The following is a 20,728-nucleotide window of genomic DNA, read 5'->3' on the forward strand; positions in this document are numbered from 1 at the left end:
GCAGCGGCGCGGGTTCTACTGAACGCGCCGCCGGCATCCCGTGAGCAACTGTGCGCCACGATGCTGCGCGAAGCTGAACTGGCCGACATTCACGTTGGCCAGACAGGGCATTTGCATCCGATGTTTGGCAATGGATCCTTGATGATGGCGGCGCGCGCACGGCCGTTGGCCGATGAACCCAACTTTGACGATCTTCAATATTGTCAGTGTTTTGAGATAGTTCTGCGCTGTCTGGTTCAATTCCACGTTACCCAGAAGCGCAACTGACACATTTGCTGGCGGCGGGGTCCAGTTCCAGTCGGCCAACCGGAACCTCCTCGCCGCAGTCCTCGCAATAGCCGAATTCGCCGTCTTCAATCCGGGCCAACGCAGCCTTTAACCGAAGCGTCTCAACGTCCCGATTTGCCTGCTGCGCCTTGGCCATGGCTTGGTTTTGCAGCGCGTCCATCCGGCTCAGGCGTCCCACGGCCTGCTGGTCCAGATCGACCACCGCCTGTGCTTCATGTCCCAACGCTGAATGCTCGGCCAGTTCGGCCAATCGGGCGAGTATCCGGGCCTTGAACCCGGCCAGTTGCGTTTCATTCATTTCCGTTACCTTGCAGATCACGGGTTTGCGTTTGGTCTTTTTGCCACTAAATGGCATTCTAGGCGCAGCAAAGGATGAAAAGCCATGTTCGAAAAGCGCAGTCACGTGACCCCTGTCGACCCTGTTTGGGATCGTATCACGGCCGAAGCTCAGGCAGCCGTGGACAAAGAGCCGCTGATGGGCGGGCTGGTGCACGCCTGTATTCTGCATCATCGCAGCCTAGAACGCGCGCTGTCTTACCGGATTGCCGCCAAGCTGTGCTCGAACGAAATGTCGATGATGGTTCTGCGCGAGATCGTGGACGAAGGCTATGCCAACGATCCGTCACTTATCGAAGCCGCGCGTGCCGACCTGATGGCCGTGTACGAACGCGACCCGGCCTGCCACAGGTTGCTGCAGCCGATCCTTTACTTCAAAGGGTATCAGGCCATGCAGGCCTATCGCGTGGCGCATTGGCTATGGCGCAAAGGGCGTTATGACCTTGCGTATTTCTTCCAGATGCGCTCGTCCGAGATTTTCGGGATCGATATTCACCCGGCCGCAAGGATCGGCAAGGGGATTATGATCGACCACGCCCATTCCATCGTGATTGGTGAGACGGCCATCGTCGGCGACAACGTCTCGATGCTGCATTCAGTAACGCTGGGCGGGACCGGCAAGGAAGAAGAGCAGCGCCATCCCAAGATCGGTGATGGTGTGCTGATCGGTGCGGGGGCCAAGGTTCTGGGCAATATCGAGGTTGGTCACTGCAGCCGGATCGCGGCAGGCTCGGTCGTTCTGCAAGAGGTTCCGGCCTGCAAGACCGTTGCCGGCATCCCTGCCAAGATTGTGGGTGAGGCCGGATGCGATCAGCCTGCGATCTCAATGGATCACATGCTGGGCAAAGACCAGTAAGTCACCTGAGTTCAAGCGGTTGATCTTTCTTGTTCAACCGCTTGTTCCGTTTCTCTTCGCGCCGTTTTTTCCGCTCTTCCTTGCGTTTCGCACGCTCGGCCTGCCGTTTTGCGGCTTCGGCGGGATCAGACGTGAATGCGGAATGTTCACCGGGATAGGTGTTGGGTTTTGCGAGTGTTGGCGCGGGCAGTCCGACCGCAAGGGCCGCAATCAGAAATGGGATAGCCGGATACATGCGGGGCATAGCGCACCTTTGTTTGAGGTTTCTTCACAAACAAGGTGGTCAGAGGTGCGGAAGGTCGCAACTTGTGCGGCGATCACAGATGCTCACATCACAGTCGTGATCAGGATAGGCCGCGCCGGTTTGGTTTTGGCGCGGCCTGTGGTCTATGTCAGGCCAGCATGACCATCGGGTTTTCCAGGTTCTCCACGATGGCTTTGAGCAGTTCAGCGCCCAACGCACCGTCGATGACCCGGTGGTCGACCGACATGGTGACCGACATCACGGTCGCCACGGTCAGCTCTCCGTCATCGCCGACAACCGGTTTTTTGACGCCGGTTCCGACCGCGAGGATACCCGCGTGTGGCGGGTTCACGATGGCGTCGAAGTTGTCGATGCCGAACATGCCCAGGTTCGAAACTGCAAACGTACCGCCCTGATATTCGTGGGGGGCCAGCTTGCGTTCGCGGGCGCGGGCGGCCAGATCCTTCATCTCGGTCGACAGAGCGGACAGAGATTTGGTGTCGGCATCCTGCAGGACCGGTGTAAACAGCCCGCCCTCAATCGCGACCGCAACGGCCACGTCTGAAGGTTTCAGTTGAAGAACCCGATCACCGGCCCAAACCGCGTTGCAGGCGGGAACCTGTTGCAGCGCGTTGGCGACGGCCTTGATGATAAAGTCGTTAACGCTGAGTTTGACCCCACGGCCTTCGAGCTGCTTGTTCAGCTGGCTGCGGAATTTGAGCAACGCGTCCAGCTTGATGTCCCGGCGCAGGTAGAAATGCGGGATCGTCTGTTTGGCTTCGGACAGGCGCGCGGCAATGGTTTTGCGCATGCCGTCCAGTTGGATTTCCTCGTATTCGCGACCTTCGTACATCCGCGCGACCATATCCGCCGACGGACCGGAAGGTGCAGCCGCAGGTGCAGCAGCGGCGGGCGCGGCTGCAGCGGCCGGGGCGGCAGCGGGTGCGCTTGCTGTTGCGCCTTCAACATCGGCTTTCACGATGCGACCGTGCGGGCCAGAGCCGGTGATCTGAGCTAGATCCAGTCCTTTTTGGGCTGCAATGCGACGGGCCAGAGGCGAGGCGAAGATACGACCACCATCCGCTTTGGCCGGAGCGGCTGGGGCAGGGGCGGTCGCCTCGGGTGCCGCGGGCGCGTCAGCCTCGTTGCTCGCGGCGGCAGGAGCCGCCTCGGGGGCTTTGGCAGGTGTGGCCGCGATATCGTCAGCGCTCTCGCCCTCTTCCAGCAGAACTGCGATTGCGGTGTTGACCTTGACCGCTTCGGTCCCTTCTGGGACCAGGATCTTGCCAATGGTGCCTTCGTCGACGGCCTCGAACTCCATCGTGGCTTTGTCGGTTTCGATCTCGGCCAACAGGTCGCCGGAGGAGACGGTGTCGCCTTCTTTGACCAGCCATTTGGCAAGCGTGCCTTCCTCCATAGTCGGTGAAAGGGCGGGCATCAGAATTTCTGTAGGCATCTGTCTGTCGCTCCTTACCGATATGTCACTTGCTTGACGGCGGCGATCACCTCATCGGTGGTCACCAGTGCCAGTTTTTCCAGGTTCGCGGCGTAGGGCATCGGAACATCCTTGCCGGTGCAGTTGATGACTGGCGCATCCAGATAGTCGAACGCCTCTTGCATCACGACGGAACTGATGTAGCTGCCAACCGAGCCTTGCGGCCAGCCTTCTTCGACGGTCACCAGACGGTTGGTCTTCATAACCGAATTGATGATCGCGCCAGTGTCCATTGGGCGGATGGTGCGCAGGTCGATTACTTCTGCGCTGATCCCTTCTTCGGCCAGTTTGTCGGCGGCTTCCAGAGCGAACTGCATCCCGATGCCAAAGCTGACGATGGTCACATCCGTGCCCTCGCGCCAGATGCGCGCTTTGCCTAACGGGACCGTCAGGTCATCCACCTGCGGCATGTCGAACGAACGGCCGTAGAGGATTTCGTTTTCCAGGAACACCACGGGGTTGGGGTCGCGGATCGCCGACTTCAGCAGGCCTTTGGCGTCGGCTGCCGAATAGGGCATCACAACTTTCAGACCGGGCACCTGCATGTACCATGCGGCATAGTCCTGCGAGTGCTGGGCTGCCACGCGCGCAGCAGCACCGTTCGGGCCACGGAACACGATGGGACAACCCATCTGACCACCGGACATATAAAGCGTCTTGGCGGCCGAGTTGATGATCTGGTCGATCGCCTGCATGGCAAAGTTGAAGGTCATGAACTCGACAATCGGTTTCAGACCACCAAAGGCCGAGCCGACGGCGATGCCGGTGAAACCGTGCTCGGTGATCGGGGTGTCGATCACGCGCTTCGCGCCGAATTCGTCCAGCATGCCCTGGCTGATTTTGTACGCACCCTGATATTCGGCGACTTCTTCGCCCATCAGGTAGACGTCTTCGTCCTTGCGCATTTCTTCGGCCATCGCATCGCGCAGCGCTTCGCGCACGGTCTGCTGGATCATCGGCGCATCCGCTGGCCAGTCCGGGGACAGGTCCACGGCGGGCGCGGCAGGCGCGGCGACAGGAGCGGGGGCCTCAACCGCCGCTGGGGCGTCCTCGTTCCCCGCTGCGGCTGCGGGCGCAGCCACGGGGATAGCCGAGGCGTCTTCGCCTTCTTCCACCAGCACCGCGATGGGCGTGTTCACCTTGACCCCTTCGGTGCCTTCGGCAATCAGGATCTTGCCGATGATGCCTTCATCGACAGCTTCGAACTCCATCGTCGCCTTGTCGGTTTCGATCTCGGCCATGATGTCGCCGCTGGATACGGTATCGCCTTCCTTGACCAGCCATTTGGCCAGCGTGCCTTCTTCCATCGTGGGCGAAAGGGCGGGCATGAGAATTTCGGTTGCCATGTCTTAATCGTCCTCTCAGGCGTAAATATCGGTCCAGAGCTCTTCGACGGAAGGCTCAGGGCTTTCTTTTGAGAATTCGGCGGCCTGATTGACGATCTCTTTGATCTCTTTATCGATCGCTTTCAGATCATCTTCGGTCGCGTGTTTGCCGGTCAGAAGCAGCTCGCGCACGTGTTCGATCGGGTCGCTTTGTTCGCGAACCTTTTGAACCTCTTCCCGCGTACGGTACTTGGCCGGGTCGGACATCGAGTGGCCGCGGTAGCGGTAGGTCTTGATCTCAAGGATATACGGCCCCTTGCCAGCGCGGCAGTGCGCGACGGCTTTTTCGCCCGCCGCTTTGACCGCCAGCACATCCATGCCGTCAACCATTTCACCGGGTATCCCGAAGGCTTGGCCGCGGTGGTAGATGTCAGCCGAGGACGTTGAGCGTGCCTGCGCAGTGCCCATGGCGTATTGGTTGTTTTCGATCACGAAAACCACGGGCAGTTCCCAGAGGGCGGCCATGTTGAACGTCTCGTAAACCTGGCCCTGGTTTGCTGCGCCGTCACCGAAATAGGTGAAGGTCACGCGGCCGTTTTCCTTATACTTGTCGGCAAAGGCCAGACCCGCACCCAGCGGAACCTGCGCGCCGACGATGCCATGGCCACCGTAGAAGTGCTTCTCTTTCGAGAACATGTGCATCGAGCCGCCCTTACCTTTGGACAGGCCGCCGATGCGTCCGGTCAATTCGGCCATCACGCCGCCCGGATCCATGCCGCAGGCCAGCATGTGGCCGTGGTCACGGTAGGAAGTAATTCGCTTATCGCCTTCTTCGGCCGCAGCCTCGAGGCCGACAACAACAGCCTCTTGCCCGATGTAAAGGTGGCAGAACCCGCCAATCAGACCCATGCCGTAAAGCTGACCGGCCTTTTCCTCGAATCGGCGGATCAGCAGCATTTCCCGGTAATAGGTGGTGAGTTCTTCCGCTGAAACGTTTGGTTTCTTTGTGGTTTTTCGCGCAGCCATTGTGGCGATCTCCCCCTCTCGGCAAGATAGTTTAGCGTTAAACTATCTCATAAAGCATTTGCCGCGATCTGGCGAGGGTAAATATGACGCAGCGTCCGATTGCGCGCGGTTCGCCCCAAAAGGCGTAATAATTCAGTGGAATTTGAAAAACGCTTTGGCCCTGATCAGCGGATGACGATTTCATCCGAGCGGATCATGCCAAGCACCGAACGTGCCTGTTGATCCAGCAGGTCAAGGTCAAGATACGTGTCCGACAGGCGGCGTGTAAGGTTTTCCATCTCGGCAATCTCGGCCTTAAGCTTTGCCAGGTCGCGCGACAGGGCGTCCCGTTCCGCTGCAATCTCGACCCGTCGAAACAGGCCATAGTCACCCTGCACAGCGGCAAAGGTGAAATACACACCTAGCATGAACGCCACCATGTAGAATGCAACTGCGCCCAAACCGGGCCGATGGGAACGGGACACTCTGTTTACCGCCGTATGAAGTCTGCCTCAATAACGTGCCCTTTTCGGACATCTGCGGTCACTATGTCATAGGTGATTCGGGTTGTGAATCCCCTGATTCGCAAAATTTGCAGATCCTCGAAAAATGTGATCGCGTAGAAACCTCAAAACGGATCGCTGCCCTTCTTCCGCTGGCCGTAAAGACAACGGTTTTCCCGGCGCATCCAATAGAAAAACGGGAAGCGACCTTGAACGCCACTTGCCCGCAAGTCACGGCGATTTTCGAGGTTACTGGTCCAGCGCTGCAACGCCGGGCAAGGTTTTGCCTTCCATCCATTCCAGGAATGCGCCGCCAGCGGTCGAGATGTACGAGAAATCCTTGGCCGCCCCGGATGCATTCAGCGCGGCCACGGTGTCTCCTCCACCTGCGACCGATACCAATTTTCCGGCCCGCGTCAGCTCAGCCGCTTTGAGGGCGGCGGCGTTGGTCGCGGTATCGAACGGTTCGATCTCAAACGCGCCCAGAGGGCCGTTCCAGATCAGGGTCTGGCTTTTCTCGAATATCTCGGTGATGGCTGCGACGGTTTCCGGGCCAGCGTCCAGGATCATGCCGTCTTCCGGGCACTGATCGGCTGGAAGAACCTGATTGGGTGCGTGTGCCTCGAACTTCTCGGCGACAACGATGTCGCGCGGCAGGATGATCTCGCACCCTGTCGTTTGGGCCTTTGCCAAGATTTCCGAGGCGGTGTCTTTCATCGCCACCTCTGCCAGCGATTTACCGACATTGACGCCTTGCGCGACAAGGAAGGTGTTCGCCATGCCGCCGCCAATGATCAGATAGTCCACCTTTTCGATCAGGTTGCCCAGCAGGTCCAATTTGGTCGAAACCTTGGCCCCGCCCACAACGGCGGTCACGGGGCGCTTGGGCGAGCCCAAAGCGGCCTCAAGCGCGCTCAGCTCTTGCTGCATCAGGCGGCCCGCACAGGCAGGCAACAGACGGGCCAGCGCTTCGGTCGAGCTGTGGGCGCGGTGCGCGGCCGAGAAAGCATCGTTGCAATAAACGTCGCCCATCTTGGCCATGCCCGCGGCCAGCTCGGGGCTGTTCTTGGTCTCTGCTGCGTGAAAGCGTGTGTTTTCCAGCAATAACACTTCGCCAGCGGCCAGGTTTGCGGCGGCGGTCTCTGCCTCGATCCCGACGCAGTCATCGCCAAAGCGCACTTTGGTGCCAAACGCGGTCTCCAAGGTGGGAACAAGCTGCTTCAGCGACAGGTTCTGGCGACGCTCGCCGCCGGGGCGTCCGAAATGGGCCAGCAGGATTGGCTTGCCACCAGCGGCCAGAATGTCTTTGACGGTGGGCACGATGCGCTCGATCCGCGTGGCGTCAGTCACGACCCCGTCGACCACCGGCACGTTGATGTCCACGCGCACGAGCACGCGCTTGCCGTTCAGGTCCATGTCGTCCAGTGTTTTCCAGCCCATCGCGCAATCCTCGACAAATGTGAAAGTTATTTAGGCGGTTCTTTTCCTTCATTTTGCCCTCAGGTCAATGCGTCACTTGGCATTCACGCCCCCGGCGCATAGTTATTTGGCCAAGACAAAACGACAGGAGGGCCTCATGGCCGAGATCAAAGATCCCGAAAACACAATCATCATCGAGCTGAAGGGCGGCAATGTCGTCATCGAACTGCTGCCCGACGTGGCCCCCCAGCACAGCGCTCGCATGAAGGAACTGGCGCGCGGTGGTGAGTATGACAACGTGGCCTTCCACCGTGTGATCGACGGTTTCATGGCACAGACCGGAGACGTTCAGCACGGCGACATGGAAGACGGGTTCAACCTGCGCATGGCAGGCACCGGTGGTTCGTCGCTGCCAAACGTTCCGGCGGAATTCTCGAAGCTGCCGCATGACCGGGGCACGCTGGGTGCGGCACGCTCGCAGAGCCCGGATTCAGCCAACTCGCAGTTCTTTATTAACTTCAAGGACAACCATTTTCTGAACGGCCAGTACACCGTATACGGCCGCGTCATCGACGGGATGGAGCATGTAGACGCGATCGTGCGGGGCGAGCCGCCAGCAAGCCCTGACCGGATGATCAGCGTGAAAGTGGCAGCCGATGTATAAGCTGGCCGCTGCATTTGCACTGTTGGCCAGCCCCGCGCTGGCCACAGGTCTTGAGATTGAGATCGAAGGCGAGGGGGCCAATGGCACCGTTACCATCGACTTGTTTGACGACATCGCCCCCAAGCATGTCGAGCAGATTTCTGCTCTGGCTGCCGAAGGCAAGTATGATGGCGTGGTATTCCACCGCGTGATCGACGGCTTTATGGCGCAAACCGGCGATGTTGAACATGGCCGCCTGGGCGGCGATATGCGTCGTGCTGGTACGGGTGGTTCGGATCGTCCAAACCTGCCTGCCGAATTCTCGGACTTCAACTATGACCGGGGTGTTGTTGGTATGGCGCGGGCTCAGGACCCGAACAGCGCCAATTCGCAATTCTTCATAATGTTTGCTCCGGGTCCGTTCCTGAACGGACAATACACTGTTGTCGGTCAGGTCACCGACGGCATGGATGTCGTGGATGCGATCAAACGTGGCGAGGGGCAGAATGGTGCCGTCATCGGCCAGCCGGACGTGATGAAAAAGGTCACCGTCACCGAGTAACGATTTGACCCCGGCGCTGACACTGGCGCCGGGTTCTTCTTCATTGGTCGATGAAGTCTCGGATCGCCTGCGTATAGGTTTGCGGGTCCTGAAACGACGCAAAATGACTGACATCTTTCAAAATCAGCAGCTCACCATTGGGGATCGCTTCAGCAATCGCCTGTGAATGCTCGGTCAGGATGGCCTCGTCATGTTCGCTCTGCACGACCAGAGTGGGCACGGTTACGGATGCCAACCCCTCAAGCCCGCCGGGCTTTTCTGTGGCCCACATGGCCGCCACGCCGCCCAGGAATGCCTCGAACCCATCCGGAGTGGGGGACATGGCAGCATAGTCTTCGGCCATCATCCCGACGTAGGCCCCAAAGACCTCGTTGGTTTCCACGGATGGATCTATCCCGTCCAGTGTGACATTGCCCGCATGGGCAAAATGGCTGGCCAATCGCTCTGGTGCCGTTGTTGAGATCGTGTAGCCGATATTGGCGCCGTCCGACCATCCAACCAGATGCACCTGTTCCACGTTCAAATGATCCAGCAGCGCCAGATAGTCCTGCGCCAACAGGTCGTAGCTGTAGGTGCTGCCATCATTGGTCGTTCGTCCGTGCCCCCGCGTGTCCGCCACGATCACGCGATGATCGTTGGACAGATCGGCCACTTGCGCGGCCCAAATGTCACCATGCGCCAGCCCTCCGTGGATCAGCAGAATCGGTGTGCCTTCGGCAGAGCCGTAGGTTGCGTGGTACATGTCGATACCATTGACATTGGCCGTGCCGCTGGACGCGGCCTCTGGCATTGCTGGGGGCTCAGGGATTGTTTGCCAGGCATCCTGCGCGAAGGCTGCTGTTGCGCTCAATGCCATCGTTGTGACGATCAATGTCCGAAGCATGTATCTCTCCCCGTATGCGAGTGCGGTCTTCAGGGATGATAGCTTAGGAATAGGAAGTCGGGGGAAATAATCCCCCCGCTTTTGTGTCAGTCGTCCGTTGTCATGGCGTTCCAGATCAACGCGCCGATTGCGCCACCGATCAATGGGGCGACCCAGAACAACCACAACTGGCCAAGGGCAGGCGCATCCGCGAACAGAGCAACCCCGGTGGACCGTGCCGGGTTGACGGATGTGTTCGTCACCGGGATTGAGATCAGGTGGATCAGGGTCAGCCCAAGTCCGATGGCGATGGGGCCGAAACCGGCTGGTGCGCCGCTGGAGGTGGCCCCTAGAATGATGATGAGGAAGAACGAAGTCATGACGATTTCGATCACCAGAGCGGACATCAGCGAATAGCCTTCTGGTGATGCCTCACCATATCCGTTCGAGGCAAATCCGCCCACGCCCTCAAAGCCGGGTGCACCGCTGACGATCAGGTACAGAACGGCTGCGGCTGCAATCGCGCCGATGACCTGAGCGATCCAATAGGGGATCAGATCTTTGGCCGGGAACCGTCCGCCTATCATCAGCCCAAGACTGACCGCCGGGTTGAAATGCCCGCCCGAGATATGCCCGACGGCGTAAGCCATGGTCAGAACCGTCAGGCCAAAGGCAAAGGAAACGCCCAGCCAGCCTATGCCCACATCGGCGACCCCAGCGGCCAAAACGGCGCTGCCGCAACCGCCCAGAACCAACCAAAACGTGCCAAAGAATTCGGCCATGAGTTTTGATGACATGAAAAGTCCTCCAGAAAACAATGGTTTCAGTGTAAATCAAAAAAATGATTTTGTTAATTCTTCTGTGAATCTGTCGGTGAAACCCAATGTTCAGGGATCTTGATTGGGCTGCTAACCCCACTCGGCCGGATTGAGACGGAACAACTTGGAAAGTTGATCGTAAACCCCTGGCACCTCTGACTTGAGCGCGCGGGGCTTTTCAAAAAACACTTCGACCGAAACGGCAAAGAACTCTTCATGGCCGGTCGCGCCATAGGGGTCGATGACGGTATGCCGCCCGTGCTCGACCGCGTGCACATGGGCGTCGTAGGCGGTCAGAAAGACCCGCTCCCACTCGGCAAAGCTCTGGCCGTCACTCAGGATCGGAACGCCGTTGGTTCCGCCCGACAGGTCGTCGATCTGATGGGCGAATTCATGCAGGACCACGTTCTGCCCGTCATGGTCATTCAACGCGCCCAGTTCGCTGTGTCGCCAGGACAGGATGACCGGACCGCGATCCCAGCTTTCCCCGGTGCGCACGATCTCTTTCTCGCTGATCACATAGCCATCCTGCCGACGCTGCCGCGATTTGAAGGCGTTGGGGTAGATCAGGATGGTTGTCAGGTTGTCGTACCACAGGTCGCTGTTCACGATCAGCAGGCAAGCCTGTGCAGAGATGGCCAGTTCCATCTCTTCGGTGACCTCCAGCCCGTCGCAGCCAAAGAAGCGGACCTGATCCAGGAACAAGTTGACCTTGCCGTCCAGCTTGACCCGCAGATCCAGCGGCAGGCGACGGATCAGTGGCACATGCTCTTCGATAATCTGGCGCTGGTGATCCGTCAAAGGAGTGGACAGCAGTTGGTTACGCGCCTGTGTCTTGGACCAGTGGCGATACAGAACGAAACCGGCGATAAGCGCCAGGGCGAGAAAGAAGAACAGCATGGGGGCCACTATAGGCGTAAGGCCTCTGGTTGAAACCGGAAATCCCATCTGGCGCCGGCAAACGAAAAACGCCGCAGGTCTCCCCGCGGCGTTCCAATCTAACTCAGGTGGTCAGCGTTACTGCTTGACCTCGGCGGCCGGGTTTGCGCCCGACTTGCCGCTGCGGCCCGGGTTCAATGGGTCGTCCTGACGCTGAACCGAACCTTCGAAATGCGCGCCGCTTTCGATCGCGATGGTCTTGTGGATGATGTCGCCTTCGACACGCGCGGTCGACGTCAGGCGGACCTTCAGACCACGCACGCGACCTACGATGCGGCCGTTGATCACGACGTCATCAGCGGTGACTTCGCCCTTGATCGTCGCGGTTTCACCGATAGTCAGCAGGTGGGCGCGGATATCGCCTTCGACAGTACCTTCAACCTGGATATCGCCCGAGGTCTTGAGGTTGCCCGTGATGTGCAGGTCCGAGGACAGGACCGACGCCGGCGGCTTGGGCTTGGGCGCGGTGCTGGCCTTGTTTTCTGTCGGTGCAGAAGCAGCCGGAGTCGCCGGAGCGGCAGGTTTTGCCGCCTCGGGTGCAGCGGACGAGGGCTCGTTGATTTTGCTCTTAGAAAACATTTCTCGCAGCCTTGATGTAAGTCATTGGGTTAACTGGTTTTCCGTTCACGCGCACTTCATAGTGCAGGTGCGTGCCGGTTGACCGTCCGGTGCTACCCATATCAGCAATATGATCCCCGCGCGAGACCCTTTGACCAACCTTCACACGTATCTTTGTGTTATGGGCATAAAGTGTCTCAATTCCGAAGGCGTGCTTAATTTTTACCAGCCGACCAAATCCGGATTGCCATCCCGCATGGGTGACAACGCCGTCGGCGGTGGCAAAGATATCGGTGCCATGGGCACCGGCGAAATCGGCGCCGTTATGCATGCGGCGACCACCTGTCTTGGGGTCGCGCCGAGTCCCGAAGCCGCTCGTGAAACGAACGACGTCGTGAACCGGGCTTGCAAACGGCGCTTTCTCTGCTGCGATGCGATACAGGTTCAGCTGATCCATTTGTTGCAGCAGAGCATTCGCGCGGATCTCGTCGGGGGTCAGTTCCTCGCCGCGCGTACTGTAAGAGATGGGGGTCAGGGGGCCGCCCATGCCGCTATAACCGCGGCGGACTTCTTCAATGATGCGGTCGGTTGGCATACCAGCCTTGCGGAACATCTTGTCCAGCGGCTCGACCGAGATCACCATCGCCTCTTCCAACTGGCGGAAAATCTCGTCGCTGCGTTCCTGCATCAGCCGTATTTCCAACTCCAGATCGTCGCGCTGTTCCAGCGCGTCCTGAGCGTTGGCTGCAATCTGGTCGCGTTCCTCGGCCGTGCGCGCCAGCGCCTCAGTCATGAAGTTCATCTGCTCAGGGTTGCCGACTGCGGCCATGTACATGTCGCCGTTGCCCGCGTCCTGCTGCAGCTTGGTCAGCTCGGTGCGTGCCTCTTCGCGCTGCTTCATCGTCGCCCGCAGCGTGGTCTGGATGACGTCAATCCCGGTCTCAAGTTCGCGGCGGCGGTTTTCCGAAGCCAACAGTTCAGACTGCATGGCCGAGATCCGTTCGAGCGCGGTGTTGAACCGGTCTTGTGCCGCAATGGCTTCTTGCGCGCGCATATCACGTTCTGCAGACATGATGTTCAGACGTTCCTGATAGGTCGCCTGATCGCGTTTGGCCTGTTCCCGGAAATTGCCCGAACCGATGCTGTCCATCAGAAGGATCGCGGTGGCGACAGCGGTCCATCCCACAAAAACCGCGACACCGGCAACAGCAATGATTTGCGTTTCCGAGCTGAGCCGGATGAACCGGGTATCATTGTCCGATTTCAGAAAGACGCGGCGTTCAGGAAAGTGCCGCTCAAGCAGTGAGTGTAATTTTATTGCCAGACGAGTTCTCACGCGTCTTACCTCTCCATCCCCAAAGATCGGGCCGGTCGTGAGTGATAGCCGTCCCTTGGGCGAAGTGCATAGAGGCAGAGAAGCCTGTGGGCAAGTTTGTTAACCAATCGACCCGGCGTTACAGGATTTTACCGCCGATTCTAGGCAAGAACTTGCCGATAACGTCAACTTCTGCGTGTTTATTGCGCTTGCCCGGGCAGCGGCATGTCCTCGGTCAAAGGCCAGTAGAAATCCGGCGGCAACCCGGCTTCGGCGCGTTTTTCCTCGTTGAAAGGGGGCTTGAGCGCGCCGTGGAAATACTTGCGCACAAGCTGGTGAAACACGTCCTTGGGGTCGGCGTTGTCGCGCCCGCACAGGAAATGGAACCACTTGGACCCATAAGCCACATGGCCCACTTCTTCGGCATAGATGACTTCCAGCGCGGCAATCGCCTGCTCGGCCTTCGCTTTGCGGAAGATGTCGATCATGCCCGGAGTTACGTCCAGCCCGCGCGCCTCAAGCACCATGGGAACAACGGCCAAACGCCCCATCAAGTCTTCGGCGGTATCCTCGGCAGCGCGCCACATCCCGGCATGAGCGGGCAGGGCGCCGTAGTGGCTGCCCATGCTTTCCAGACAATCGCAGACCATCTCGAAATGCCGCGACTCTTCCTCGGCGCATTTGACCCAGTCATCGTAGAAACCGATCGGCATCGGTACGTGGCCAAACCGCGCGATGATGTCCCAATGCAGGTCGACCGCGTTCAGTTCGATGTGCGCAACCGCGTGCAGCAAGGCAATGCGACCGGCCTCAGATCCGGGCTTGCGCTTGGGAACTTCGCGCGGCGACAACAGTTCGGGTTTGTCCGGGCGGGCCGGGTTCAGCGGTGGCGTTGCAGTCCCGACCTCAATCGAGGGCGCGTCACCCTTGCGCGATGCAAACCACGCCGCGGCGTAGCGCTTGGACAAAGCCGTCTTTTCCCGGCCATTTGCCGTGGTCAGAACTTCGGTCGCCATCTGGGTCAGTGTTTTGGGCACTGGCTTGCTCCGCTGATTGAGGTTGGCGGCTCATAAACCGGATGGCGACCGTGGTCGAGAGGGTTACAGGGCGCGGACGGCTTCCAGCACCTCATCCACGTGGCCGGGCACTTTGACCTTGCGCCAGACCTTGGCGATCTTGCCGTCCGCATCGATCAGGAAGGTCGAGCGCTGAATGCCCATGGATTTCTTGCCGTACATATTCTTTTCGACCCAAACGCCGTAATCCTCACAGACCGACGATCCTTCGTCAGACAACAGCGGAGTGGTCAAGCTGTGCTTAGCGACAAATTTGTCGTGCTTGGCCACGCTGTCCCGCGAGATGCCAAAAACTTGAGCACCTGCATCGGCAAAGGCCTGAAGTTGTTCCGAGAAACCGATGGATTCCTTGGTACAGCCCGGCGTATCATCACGAGGGTAGAAAAACAGCACGACGGAACCGCCGCGCAGGTCCGACAGGGTCACCTCGCCGCCGCCGTCGCGGGGTAATGTGAAATCAGGGGCGATGTCTGTAACGTCGGGCATTGGAAACTCCGCTAAAGGTTTTTAAGGGCTGTCCGGCATAATAGGGCGACGCGAGCGGGTTGAAAGGCTTGGATAAAAAATTGGTTCAGGACGAAGACACCAGTGCAAACCGGCCGCAAAAGCCTGCGCGCCGCCGGTCGCGGCGTCGTATTGCGGCGCGCTGGCTCGTCGGAACCATCATTTTGTTGTGCCTGCTGGCCGGGGCTGGCTGGTTCTTTGTCATCGGAAAACAACTGCACGCCCCCGAATGGATCAAAGAGAGGGTTGAGGCGCGACTGGAGCAAAGCCTGGGTGGATTGCGCTTCACGTTTGGTGACGCCAGTTTCATCGTCAATGAAAACTGGAGACCGCGTATCCGGCTGACCGATGTGACCATCAGCGACGCGGCGGGTCAGCAGATTGCGCAGGTCTCGGATTTGCGGACCCGGCTGTCGATGCGCGGTTTGCTGCGCGGTCAGATCAGGCCTCGGCGGATCACTCTGCGCGGCGCGCAGATCGCCTTGACCCGTGGCGAGGATGGAGCGCTGTCGCTGACTGTTGGCACAGGCAGTGCGCCTGTTCAACGCGCGCCAACACTGGCGCAACTGATTGAAGAGTCGGACGATGTCTTTCTGTCCCCGATCCTGTCGGGGTTGCGTTCGATCGATCTGGAATCGCTGACGCTGGACTATCAAGATTTGCGGCTTGGCCGGGCTTGGGTGTTTGACGGCGGACATATCTCGGCCACCAGAGAAGGCAATGAGATGCGGCTGGCCACCGGTTTCTCGGTGCTGACCGGGCGCGATTACGCCAGCACGATTGAGGCGAACTATACCAGCGTCCTTGGCAGTCCCCAGGCCAGCTTTGGGGTGTCGATCACTGATCTGCCGTCCGAGGATATTGCCGGACAAAGCGTGGCGCTGGGATGGTTACAAGTACTCAAGGCTCCGATCTCCGGCTCGCTCCGCGGCAGTGTCGATGGCCAGGCCGCGTTGGGTCCACTATTTGCCACGCTGAACCTGGACGCGGGCGTTGTGCAGCCTACGCCCGAAACGCGCCCGATCAAATTTGACTCGGCGCGCGCCTATTTCACTTACGACCCCAAGCGTCAGATTCTGGACTTTGACGAAGCGTCCCTGGTGTCCGACCTGGGGGCCGTTCAGGCCGAGGGTACGGCGTTTCTGAACGGGATCCAGAATGGCGTTCTTGAAAGCCTGACCGCACAGCTGACCCTGAATAGCATTGATATCTATCCCGGGGGTCTGTTCCCCGAGTCGCTGGAAACCGCCCGCGCCGATCTGGATTTTCAGATGAAGCTGGCCCCGTTCGAGCTGGAACTGGGGCAGCTGACCATCATTGACGGGTTGCACGAGCTTCATGCGACGGGGAAGTTGATCGGGCAGCCGGACGGGTGGGTGGCCGCGCTGGATGCACAACTGGATAAGATGGGGTCCGAGAACCTGCTGCGATACTGGCCCGAGGCGCTGGCCCCGAACCCGCGTAAATGGGTGGCGGAAAACCTGTACGAAGGTCAGTTCTCTGACGTGGAATTCGCCCTGCGTCTGCATCCCGGCAATAAACCGGACATTTACCTTGGGGTTGGATTCGATCAGGCCCAGATCAGGTTCGCCAAAACCCTGCCGTTGATCCAGAACGGGCAGGGCCGCCTGAGCCTTCTGAAAGACCGGTTCACCGTCACTGCAGAACACGGGATCGTTGTCGCGGATCAGGGCGGTGCAGTTGATGTGGCGGGAACCTCATTCATCATTCCCGACACAACTGCCAAGGGCGCAACACCCGCGATTGCGCGGATCAATGCTTGGGGCAGCGTCGAGGCCGCTTTGTCACTGCTCGACCGGCCGCCGCTGAACCTGTTGAGCAAGGCAAACCTGCCGGTCGATCTGGCAGAGGGTCAGGTCAACTTGACGGGGACGCTGGCCTTGCCGTTGAAGAAAAAACTCAAGTTTCAGGATACAGAGTTTCACTTCGCAGGTGAGATCGAAAACGTCCAAAGCGACAAGCTGGTTCCCGGATATGCGGTCACTGCCAGTCTGCTGAACCTGACGGGGAACCAGACAGAGGTGGAAATTGACGGCAACGGGTTGTTTGGTCAGGTGCCAATGCAGGTTGCCTGGCGACAGCCTATCGGCGGGGATGGACCCCAACGCAGCCAGTTGACGGGCCAGATCGAACTGTCCCCACGTTTGATGAGCGAACTGAAGGTACCGCTGCCCGCGAGTATGCTGACTGGGTCCGGAACAGCGGACGTTACTGTTGGGATCGGTGCGGATGAACCCATCAAACTTTCGGCAACATCGGATCTGGCGGGGGTCGGTCTTGCCATCCCGGAACTCGGATGGCGCAAAGGGGCAGCGTCGACCGGTACGATGGTGTTGGACGCAACGCTGGGACAACAGCCGCGCGTGGAAAACCTGCAACTGGACGTGGCGGGGCTGCGTAGCACGGCCTCGATAACGTTCCGGGAAGGTGGGCAGTTTGACCGGATGCGGTTCAGCTCGTTCGATCTGGGCAATTGGCTGGCCGTTCCGGCAGAGCTCATAAACAGCGGCGGCCCGGTGCCCAATATCGTGGTGCAGGGCGGTGTTTTGAACCTGGGTCGTGCGACCTTGGGTTCAGGCAGCGGCGGAGGTGGATCCGGCCCCGGGCCAAAGCTGGACGTTGAATTGGACCGCCTTCAGGTGACCGAAGATGTGGCGCTGACCGGGTTCAGGGGCTCGTTTCAAACAACCGGTGGCATAAACGGCACCTTTACGTCCCAAGTGAATGGCGGCGCCGCGGTCAGCGGAGAGGTGAGCCCCCGCAATGGGCGCAGCGCCGTGAACATCAAGTCGAATGATGCTGGGGCCGTTTTGCGGTCGGCGGGGGTCATCACACAGGCACGCGGTGGCGGGCTGGACCTGCAGTTGGAACCGGTGACTGCGCCCGGAAACTATGATGTGATCCTTAAGATTGTGAACACCCGCATCACCGATGCCCCGGCGATGGCCGCGTTGCTGGACGCGATCAGTCTGGTTGGTCTGTTGGACGAAATGACGGGGCAGGGCATCTTTTTCACCACCATAGACAGCCGGATGCGGATCACTCCGACCGAGATCAAGGTCCTCAGTGGCAGCGCCGTTGGCCCTTCGATCGGGCTGTCTTTTGATGGGACGATTGACACCGTGGCAGGTATGCTGAATCTGCGCGGGGCGATTTCTCCGATCTATCTGGTAAACGCCATCGGCAGTGTCTTCACAAAAAAGGGCGAGGGGGTCATTGGCTTCAACTACCGCCTGACCGGACCACTGACCCAGCCGCGCGTGTCGGTCAACCCGTTGTCCGGTCTTGCACCGCTGTTTTTGCGCAATCTGTTGCGGGCACCAGCCCCGACAGTCTCTGACGGGCCCAACGCCGTGCCGCAGAAACCGGATGAGCCCAAACAGACCTTTGGTTCACCCCCCAGAGACAATTGAATGGGCGGTTGCTGAATCTGATGCGGGCTTGTATGGCGCGGCCATGAAACTCAGCGATTTTGATTTCCATCTGCCCGAAGACCTGATCGCCACGCGACCAGCCAACCCGCGCTCGTCCGCGCGCCTTTTGGTGTCCGAGGGGCAGGCGATCTCGGATGCGCACGTCTTTGACCTGCCGGACTGGCTGCAGCCGGGGGACCGTTTGGTGCTGAACGACACGCGCGTTATTCCCGCGCGCCTGAACGGGCGCAGGCACCGCGACAGCGCGCAAGGTCCGGTTTCCGCCGTGATCGAGGCGACGTTGCTGGACCCGCAGGCCGATGGCACATGGGCCGCCCTGATCAAGCCGTTGAAGAAAGTGAAACCGGGCGAGGACATCCGGTTCTCGAACGAACTCAGCGCGACTTTGGATCGGGTTGAGGACGGGCAGGCCTATCTGCAGTTCAACCTGACGGGCGAGGATTTCGACACTGCGCTGGAACGGGCAGGGGCAATGCCGCTGCCGCCCTACATCGCTGCGAAGCGTCCGGCGGACGAGCAGGACAAGACCGACTATCAGACGATCTGGGCCCGCAATTCCGGCGCTGTGGCGGCGCCCACGGCCTCTCTGCATTTTGACGATGCGCTCATGCAGGCGCTTGCTGCACGCGGCGTAGAGTTCACTCATGTTACCCTACATGTGGGCGCGGGCACCTTCCTGCCAGTCAAGGTCGAGGACGTGACGACCCACAAGATGCACGCCGAGTGGGGCAGGGTCAGCGCCGCAGCCGCGCAGGACATCCGCGACACCAAGGCGGCCGGAGGCCGGGTGATCCCGGTCGGCACAACTGCTCTGCGTCTGATCGAAAGCGCTAGCCGATCCGGTCAGATCGAGCCGTGGGAAGGTGAAACCGACATTTTCATCTATCCCGGTTTCAAGTTCCATGTGACCGACGCTTTGATGACCAATTTCCATTTGCCAAAGTCGACCCTGCTGATGCTGGTGTCGGCCCTGATGGGTCAAGAGCGGATGAAGCAGGTCTATGCGCATGCCATTGAACAGAAATACCGCTTCTTCTCTTACGGAGATTCGTCGCTTTTGATCCCGTAAGGGGCGTCTTGTCGGGATCGAATCTTTTCGATGTCGTAGACAAGCATGACCAAAGCCGTTTTCCATAGCAAAACGGACTCAAACTTCTGGTCGAGATTCTTCGGAGGCCCCAAATGCTTCAGGTCCTTTCCAGCGCATGGGCGCTTTTGCTTGGTATGGGCCTGTTGATGGTCGGCAACGGACTGCAGGGCACGATCCTGGGCGTCCGGGGTGAGATCGAAGGGTTCTCGACCCTGCAGATGTCCTTCGTGATGTCAGCGTATTTCCTTGGGTTTCTGGGCGGTTCGCGATTTGCACCTGAGATGATCCGACGTGTTGGGCATGTGCGGGTTTTCGCGGCGCTGGCATCATTCATTTCTGCCGTGATGATCATGTACCCGTTGATGACAGATCCGATTGTCTGGATTTTGGGCCGCGTCGTGATCGGGTTCTGCTTTTCGGGCGTGTACGTGACCGCGGAAAGCTGGCTGAACAATGCGGCCAGTAACGAAAACCGCGGTCAGGCCCTGTCGCTCTACATGATCTTCCAGATGACCGGCATTATCACCGCGCAGGGATTGGTCCTTGTTGGCGACCCGGCTGGCTTCGATACCTTCGTCATCGCTTCGATCCTGGTTTCGGTATCATTTGCGCCGATCCTGTTGTCCATCTCACCCACACCAGCGTTTGACACCACGAAACCCATGACCCTGCGCGAACTTTTCGGCTATTCGCCACTGGGCTGTGTCGGCATGTTCCTTCTGGGGGGCGTCTTCTCAGCACAGTTCGGGATGGCTTCGGTGTATGGCGCGCGCGCTGGGCTGTCGCTGGTTGAGATTTCGACCTTCGTTGCTGCTTTCTATATCGGTGCGCTGGTCCTGCAGTACCCGCTGGGCTGGATGTCGGATCGCATGGACCGGCGGTTCCTGATCATGCTGGTTGCCGGTGTCGGGGCCTGTGCGGCCGTTGTTGGTATGGTGTTCGGCGTGACCTTCCCGCTGCTATTGGTTTCGGCCTTTGTGATCGGAGGAATGTCGAACCCGCTCTATTCACTGCTGATTGCGCACGCAAACGACTTTCTCGAGCATGAGGATATGGCGGCGGCCTCTGGCGGGTTGCTCTTTATCAATGGCTTGGGCGCAATCGCTGGCCCGCTGATTACCGGTTGGCTGATGGGAGACGGCGTGTTTGGTCCGTCCGGGTTCTTCCTGTTTATTGCGGCGCTGTTGGTGACCATGGCAGCTTATGCGCTTTACCGTATGACACAGCGTGCGGCGATCCCCGTCGACGAGACCGGGTCCCTGTCGCCGGTCTATCCAACGGCCTCACCCGTTGCTGTGGAATTGGCTCAAGAAGTGGCGATCGAAGCCGCCGAAGCCGAACAAGAGACGCAAGATGTTGCCTAAGACACAAGATTATGTCGCAAGTGTTGCAATTTTTTACTGTAACAACTGTGTAAAACACACTTAAATGACCT

The 20,728-nt window shown here is 59.3% G+C and carries 21 protein-coding genes; 7 read left to right on the plus strand and 14 right to left on the minus strand.

Annotated elements, in window-relative coordinates; genetic code table 11:
* Positions 1 to 60 precede the first annotated feature (60 nt).
* Positions 61 to 267 (plus strand): hypothetical protein, encoded by a 207-nt coding sequence (locus J7416_RS02655; protein WP_247744087.1) that lies wholly within the window; start codon positions 61 to 63, stop codon positions 265 to 267.
* Here the strand turns inward: J7416_RS02655 and J7416_RS02660 are convergent.
* Entirely contained in the window at positions 248 to 586 is a 339-nt protein-coding gene (locus J7416_RS02660) for a TraR/DksA C4-type zinc finger protein (RefSeq protein ID WP_209222795.1), read from the minus strand. The two genes, J7416_RS02655 and J7416_RS02660, sit on opposite strands and share 20 nt — an antisense overlap.
* A gap of 84 nt (positions 587 to 670) precedes the next feature.
* On the opposite strand from J7416_RS02660, the gene cysE reads away from it, so the two are divergent.
* The gene (gene cysE, locus J7416_RS02665) at positions 671 to 1,480 is read left to right on the plus strand and encodes a serine O-acetyltransferase (RefSeq protein WP_209222797.1); all 810 of its coding nucleotides are present in this window, start codon (positions 671 to 673) and stop codon (positions 1,478 to 1,480) included.
* Between the two features lies 1 nt (position 1,481).
* Here cysE and J7416_RS02670 read toward each other — a convergent pair whose 3' ends face one another.
* The 6 genes from J7416_RS02670 to J7416_RS02695 form a co-directional block, all read right to left on the minus strand.
* Positions 1,482 to 1,724 (minus strand): hypothetical protein, encoded by a 243-nt coding sequence (locus J7416_RS02670; protein ID WP_209222799.1) that lies wholly within the window; start codon positions 1,722 to 1,724, stop codon positions 1,482 to 1,484.
* Between the two features lie 148 nt (positions 1,725 to 1,872).
* Positions 1,873 to 3,180, minus strand: coding sequence for a pyruvate dehydrogenase complex dihydrolipoamide acetyltransferase (locus tag J7416_RS02675; protein ID WP_209222801.1), 1,308 nt, complete (start codon positions 3,178 to 3,180; stop codon positions 1,873 to 1,875).
* Between the two features lie 14 nt (positions 3,181 to 3,194).
* Positions 3,195 to 4,565 carry a pyruvate dehydrogenase complex E1 component subunit beta gene (locus J7416_RS02680; protein WP_209222803.1) on the minus strand — a complete coding sequence of 457 codons (1,371 nt, stop codon included), beginning with the start codon at positions 4,563 to 4,565 and terminating at the stop codon, positions 3,195 to 3,197.
* A gap of 15 nt (positions 4,566 to 4,580) precedes the next feature.
* On the minus strand, positions 4,581 to 5,570 hold the full coding sequence (gene pdhA / locus J7416_RS02685) for a pyruvate dehydrogenase (acetyl-transferring) E1 component subunit alpha (protein ID WP_209222806.1): 990 nt from the start codon (positions 5,568 to 5,570) through the stop codon (positions 4,581 to 4,583).
* A 164-nt stretch (positions 5,571 to 5,734) separates the two neighbouring features.
* Positions 5,735 to 6,034 carry a septum formation initiator family protein gene (locus tag J7416_RS02690; protein ID WP_209222807.1) on the minus strand — a complete coding sequence of 100 codons (300 nt, stop codon included), beginning with the start codon at positions 6,032 to 6,034 and terminating at the stop codon, positions 5,735 to 5,737.
* Between the two features lie 267 nt (positions 6,035 to 6,301).
* Positions 6,302 to 7,492, minus strand: coding sequence for a phosphoglycerate kinase (locus tag J7416_RS02695; protein ID WP_209222809.1), 1,191 nt, complete (start codon positions 7,490 to 7,492; stop codon positions 6,302 to 6,304).
* Positions 7,493 to 7,628: 136 nt separating this feature from the next.
* On the opposite strand from J7416_RS02695, the gene J7416_RS02700 reads away from it, so the two are divergent.
* Together J7416_RS02700 and J7416_RS02705 are read left to right on the plus strand one after the other, a co-directional pair.
* Positions 7,629 to 8,135 carry a peptidylprolyl isomerase gene (locus tag J7416_RS02700; protein WP_209222811.1) on the plus strand — a complete coding sequence of 169 codons (507 nt, stop codon included), beginning with the start codon at positions 7,629 to 7,631 and terminating at the stop codon, positions 8,133 to 8,135.
* Positions 8,128 to 8,676, plus strand: a complete 549-nt coding sequence (locus tag J7416_RS02705; RefSeq protein ID WP_209222813.1) for a peptidylprolyl isomerase — start codon at positions 8,128 to 8,130, stop codon at positions 8,674 to 8,676. Before J7416_RS02700 ends, J7416_RS02705 begins: the two co-directional genes overlap by 8 nt.
* 40 nt (positions 8,677 to 8,716) lie before the next feature.
* On the opposite strand, the gene J7416_RS02710 is transcribed toward J7416_RS02705, so the two are convergent.
* From J7416_RS02710 to J7416_RS02740, 7 genes are all read right to left on the minus strand, one after another.
* The gene (locus J7416_RS02710) at positions 8,717 to 9,559 is read right to left on the minus strand and encodes an alpha/beta fold hydrolase (RefSeq protein WP_209222815.1); all 843 of its coding nucleotides are present in this window, start codon (positions 9,557 to 9,559) and stop codon (positions 8,717 to 8,719) included.
* An 86-nt stretch (positions 9,560 to 9,645) separates the two neighbouring features.
* A complete protein-coding gene (aqpZ, locus tag J7416_RS02715) occupies positions 9,646 to 10,335 on the minus strand; it encodes an aquaporin Z (protein ID WP_209222817.1) in 690 nt (229 codons plus the stop codon).
* 111 nt (positions 10,336 to 10,446) lie between these two features.
* Positions 10,447 to 11,256 (minus strand): M90 family metallopeptidase, encoded by an 810-nt coding sequence (locus J7416_RS02720; RefSeq protein WP_209222818.1) that lies wholly within the window; start codon positions 11,254 to 11,256, stop codon positions 10,447 to 10,449.
* Between the two features lie 117 nt (positions 11,257 to 11,373).
* Entirely contained in the window at positions 11,374 to 11,874 is a 501-nt protein-coding gene (locus tag J7416_RS02725; protein ID WP_209222820.1) for a polymer-forming cytoskeletal protein, read from the minus strand.
* Entirely contained in the window at positions 11,864 to 13,189 is a 1,326-nt protein-coding gene (locus J7416_RS02730; protein WP_209222822.1) for a M23 family metallopeptidase, read from the minus strand. Before J7416_RS02730 ends, J7416_RS02725 begins: the two co-directional genes overlap by 11 nt.
* Positions 13,190 to 13,368: 179 nt before the next feature.
* Entirely contained in the window at positions 13,369 to 14,184 is an 816-nt protein-coding gene (locus tag J7416_RS02735; protein WP_209223811.1) for a ferritin-like domain-containing protein, read from the minus strand.
* Between the two features lie 84 nt (positions 14,185 to 14,268).
* Positions 14,269 to 14,730, minus strand: coding sequence for a peroxiredoxin (locus J7416_RS02740; protein WP_170468539.1), 462 nt, complete (start codon positions 14,728 to 14,730; stop codon positions 14,269 to 14,271).
* 68 nt (positions 14,731 to 14,798) lie between these two features.
* Here J7416_RS02740 and J7416_RS02745 point away from each other — a divergent pair, with 68 nt between their 5' ends.
* From J7416_RS02745 to J7416_RS02755, 3 genes are all read left to right on the plus strand, one after another.
* Positions 14,799 to 18,182 (plus strand): DUF3971 domain-containing protein, encoded by a 3,384-nt coding sequence (locus J7416_RS02745; RefSeq protein WP_247744088.1) that lies wholly within the window; start codon positions 14,799 to 14,801, stop codon positions 18,180 to 18,182.
* A 43-nt stretch (positions 18,183 to 18,225) separates the two neighbouring features.
* Entirely contained in the window at positions 18,226 to 19,272 is a 1,047-nt protein-coding gene (gene queA / locus J7416_RS02750; protein WP_209222826.1) for a tRNA preQ1(34) S-adenosylmethionine ribosyltransferase-isomerase QueA, read from the plus strand.
* Positions 19,273 to 19,385: 113 nt separating this feature from the next.
* Complete coding sequence (locus tag J7416_RS02755) at positions 19,386 to 20,657, plus strand: MFS transporter (RefSeq protein WP_209222828.1); 1,272 nt, start codon at positions 19,386 to 19,388, stop codon at positions 20,655 to 20,657.
* Positions 20,658 to 20,728: the final 71 nt, after the last annotated feature.

Source organism: Ruegeria sp. R14_0 (assembly GCF_017743975.1).
Classification (GTDB): domain Bacteria; phylum Pseudomonadota; class Alphaproteobacteria; order Rhodobacterales; family Rhodobacteraceae; genus Ruegeria.

What these genes read in the sequence shown, in the direction of transcription:
- J7416_RS02670 (WP_209222799.1), bottom strand. Translation starts at nt 1,724, where the DNA reads ATGCCCCGCATGTATCCGGCTATCCCATTTCTGATTGCGGCCCTTGCG.
- J7416_RS02725 (WP_209222820.1), bottom strand. Translation starts at nt 11,874, where the DNA reads ATGTTTTCTAAGAGCAAAATCAACGAGCCCTCGTCCGCTGCACCCGAG.
- J7416_RS02655 (WP_247744087.1), top strand. Translation starts at nt 61, where the DNA reads ATGCTGCGCGAAGCTGAACTGGCCGACATTCACGTTGGCCAGACAGGG.
- J7416_RS02675 (WP_209222801.1), bottom strand. Translation starts at nt 3,180, where the DNA reads ATGCCTACAGAAATTCTGATGCCCGCCCTTTCACCGACTATGGAGGAA.
- pdhA (WP_209222806.1), bottom strand. Translation starts at nt 5,570, where the DNA reads ATGGCTGCGCGAAAAACCACAAAGAAACCAAACGTTTCAGCGGAAGAA.
- J7416_RS02720 (WP_209222818.1), bottom strand. Translation starts at nt 11,256, where the DNA reads ATGCTGTTCTTCTTTCTCGCCCTGGCGCTTATCGCCGGTTTCGTTCTG.
- cysE (WP_209222797.1), top strand. Translation starts at nt 671, where the DNA reads ATGTTCGAAAAGCGCAGTCACGTGACCCCTGTCGACCCTGTTTGGGAT.
- J7416_RS02680 (WP_209222803.1), bottom strand. Translation starts at nt 4,565, where the DNA reads ATGGCAACCGAAATTCTCATGCCCGCCCTTTCGCCCACGATGGAAGAA.
- J7416_RS02695 (WP_209222809.1), bottom strand. Translation starts at nt 7,492, where the DNA reads ATGGGCTGGAAAACACTGGACGACATGGACCTGAACGGCAAGCGCGTG.
- queA (WP_209222826.1), top strand. Translation starts at nt 18,226, where the DNA reads ATGAAACTCAGCGATTTTGATTTCCATCTGCCCGAAGACCTGATCGCC.
- J7416_RS02660 (WP_209222795.1), bottom strand. Translation starts at nt 586, where the DNA reads ATGAATGAAACGCAACTGGCCGGGTTCAAGGCCCGGATACTCGCCCGA.
- J7416_RS02710 (WP_209222815.1), bottom strand. Translation starts at nt 9,559, where the DNA reads ATGCTTCGGACATTGATCGTCACAACGATGGCATTGAGCGCAACAGCA.
- J7416_RS02700 (WP_209222811.1), top strand. Translation starts at nt 7,629, where the DNA reads ATGGCCGAGATCAAAGATCCCGAAAACACAATCATCATCGAGCTGAAG.
- aqpZ (WP_209222817.1), bottom strand. Translation starts at nt 10,335, where the DNA reads ATGTCATCAAAACTCATGGCCGAATTCTTTGGCACGTTTTGGTTGGTT.
- J7416_RS02735 (WP_209223811.1), bottom strand. Translation starts at nt 14,184, where the DNA reads ATGGCGACCGAAGTTCTGACCACGGCAAATGGCCGGGAAAAGACGGCT.
- J7416_RS02705 (WP_209222813.1), top strand. Translation starts at nt 8,128, where the DNA reads ATGTATAAGCTGGCCGCTGCATTTGCACTGTTGGCCAGCCCCGCGCTG.
- J7416_RS02755 (WP_209222828.1), top strand. Translation starts at nt 19,386, where the DNA reads ATGCTTCAGGTCCTTTCCAGCGCATGGGCGCTTTTGCTTGGTATGGGC.
- J7416_RS02740 (WP_170468539.1), bottom strand. Translation starts at nt 14,730, where the DNA reads ATGCCCGACGTTACAGACATCGCCCCTGATTTCACATTACCCCGCGAC.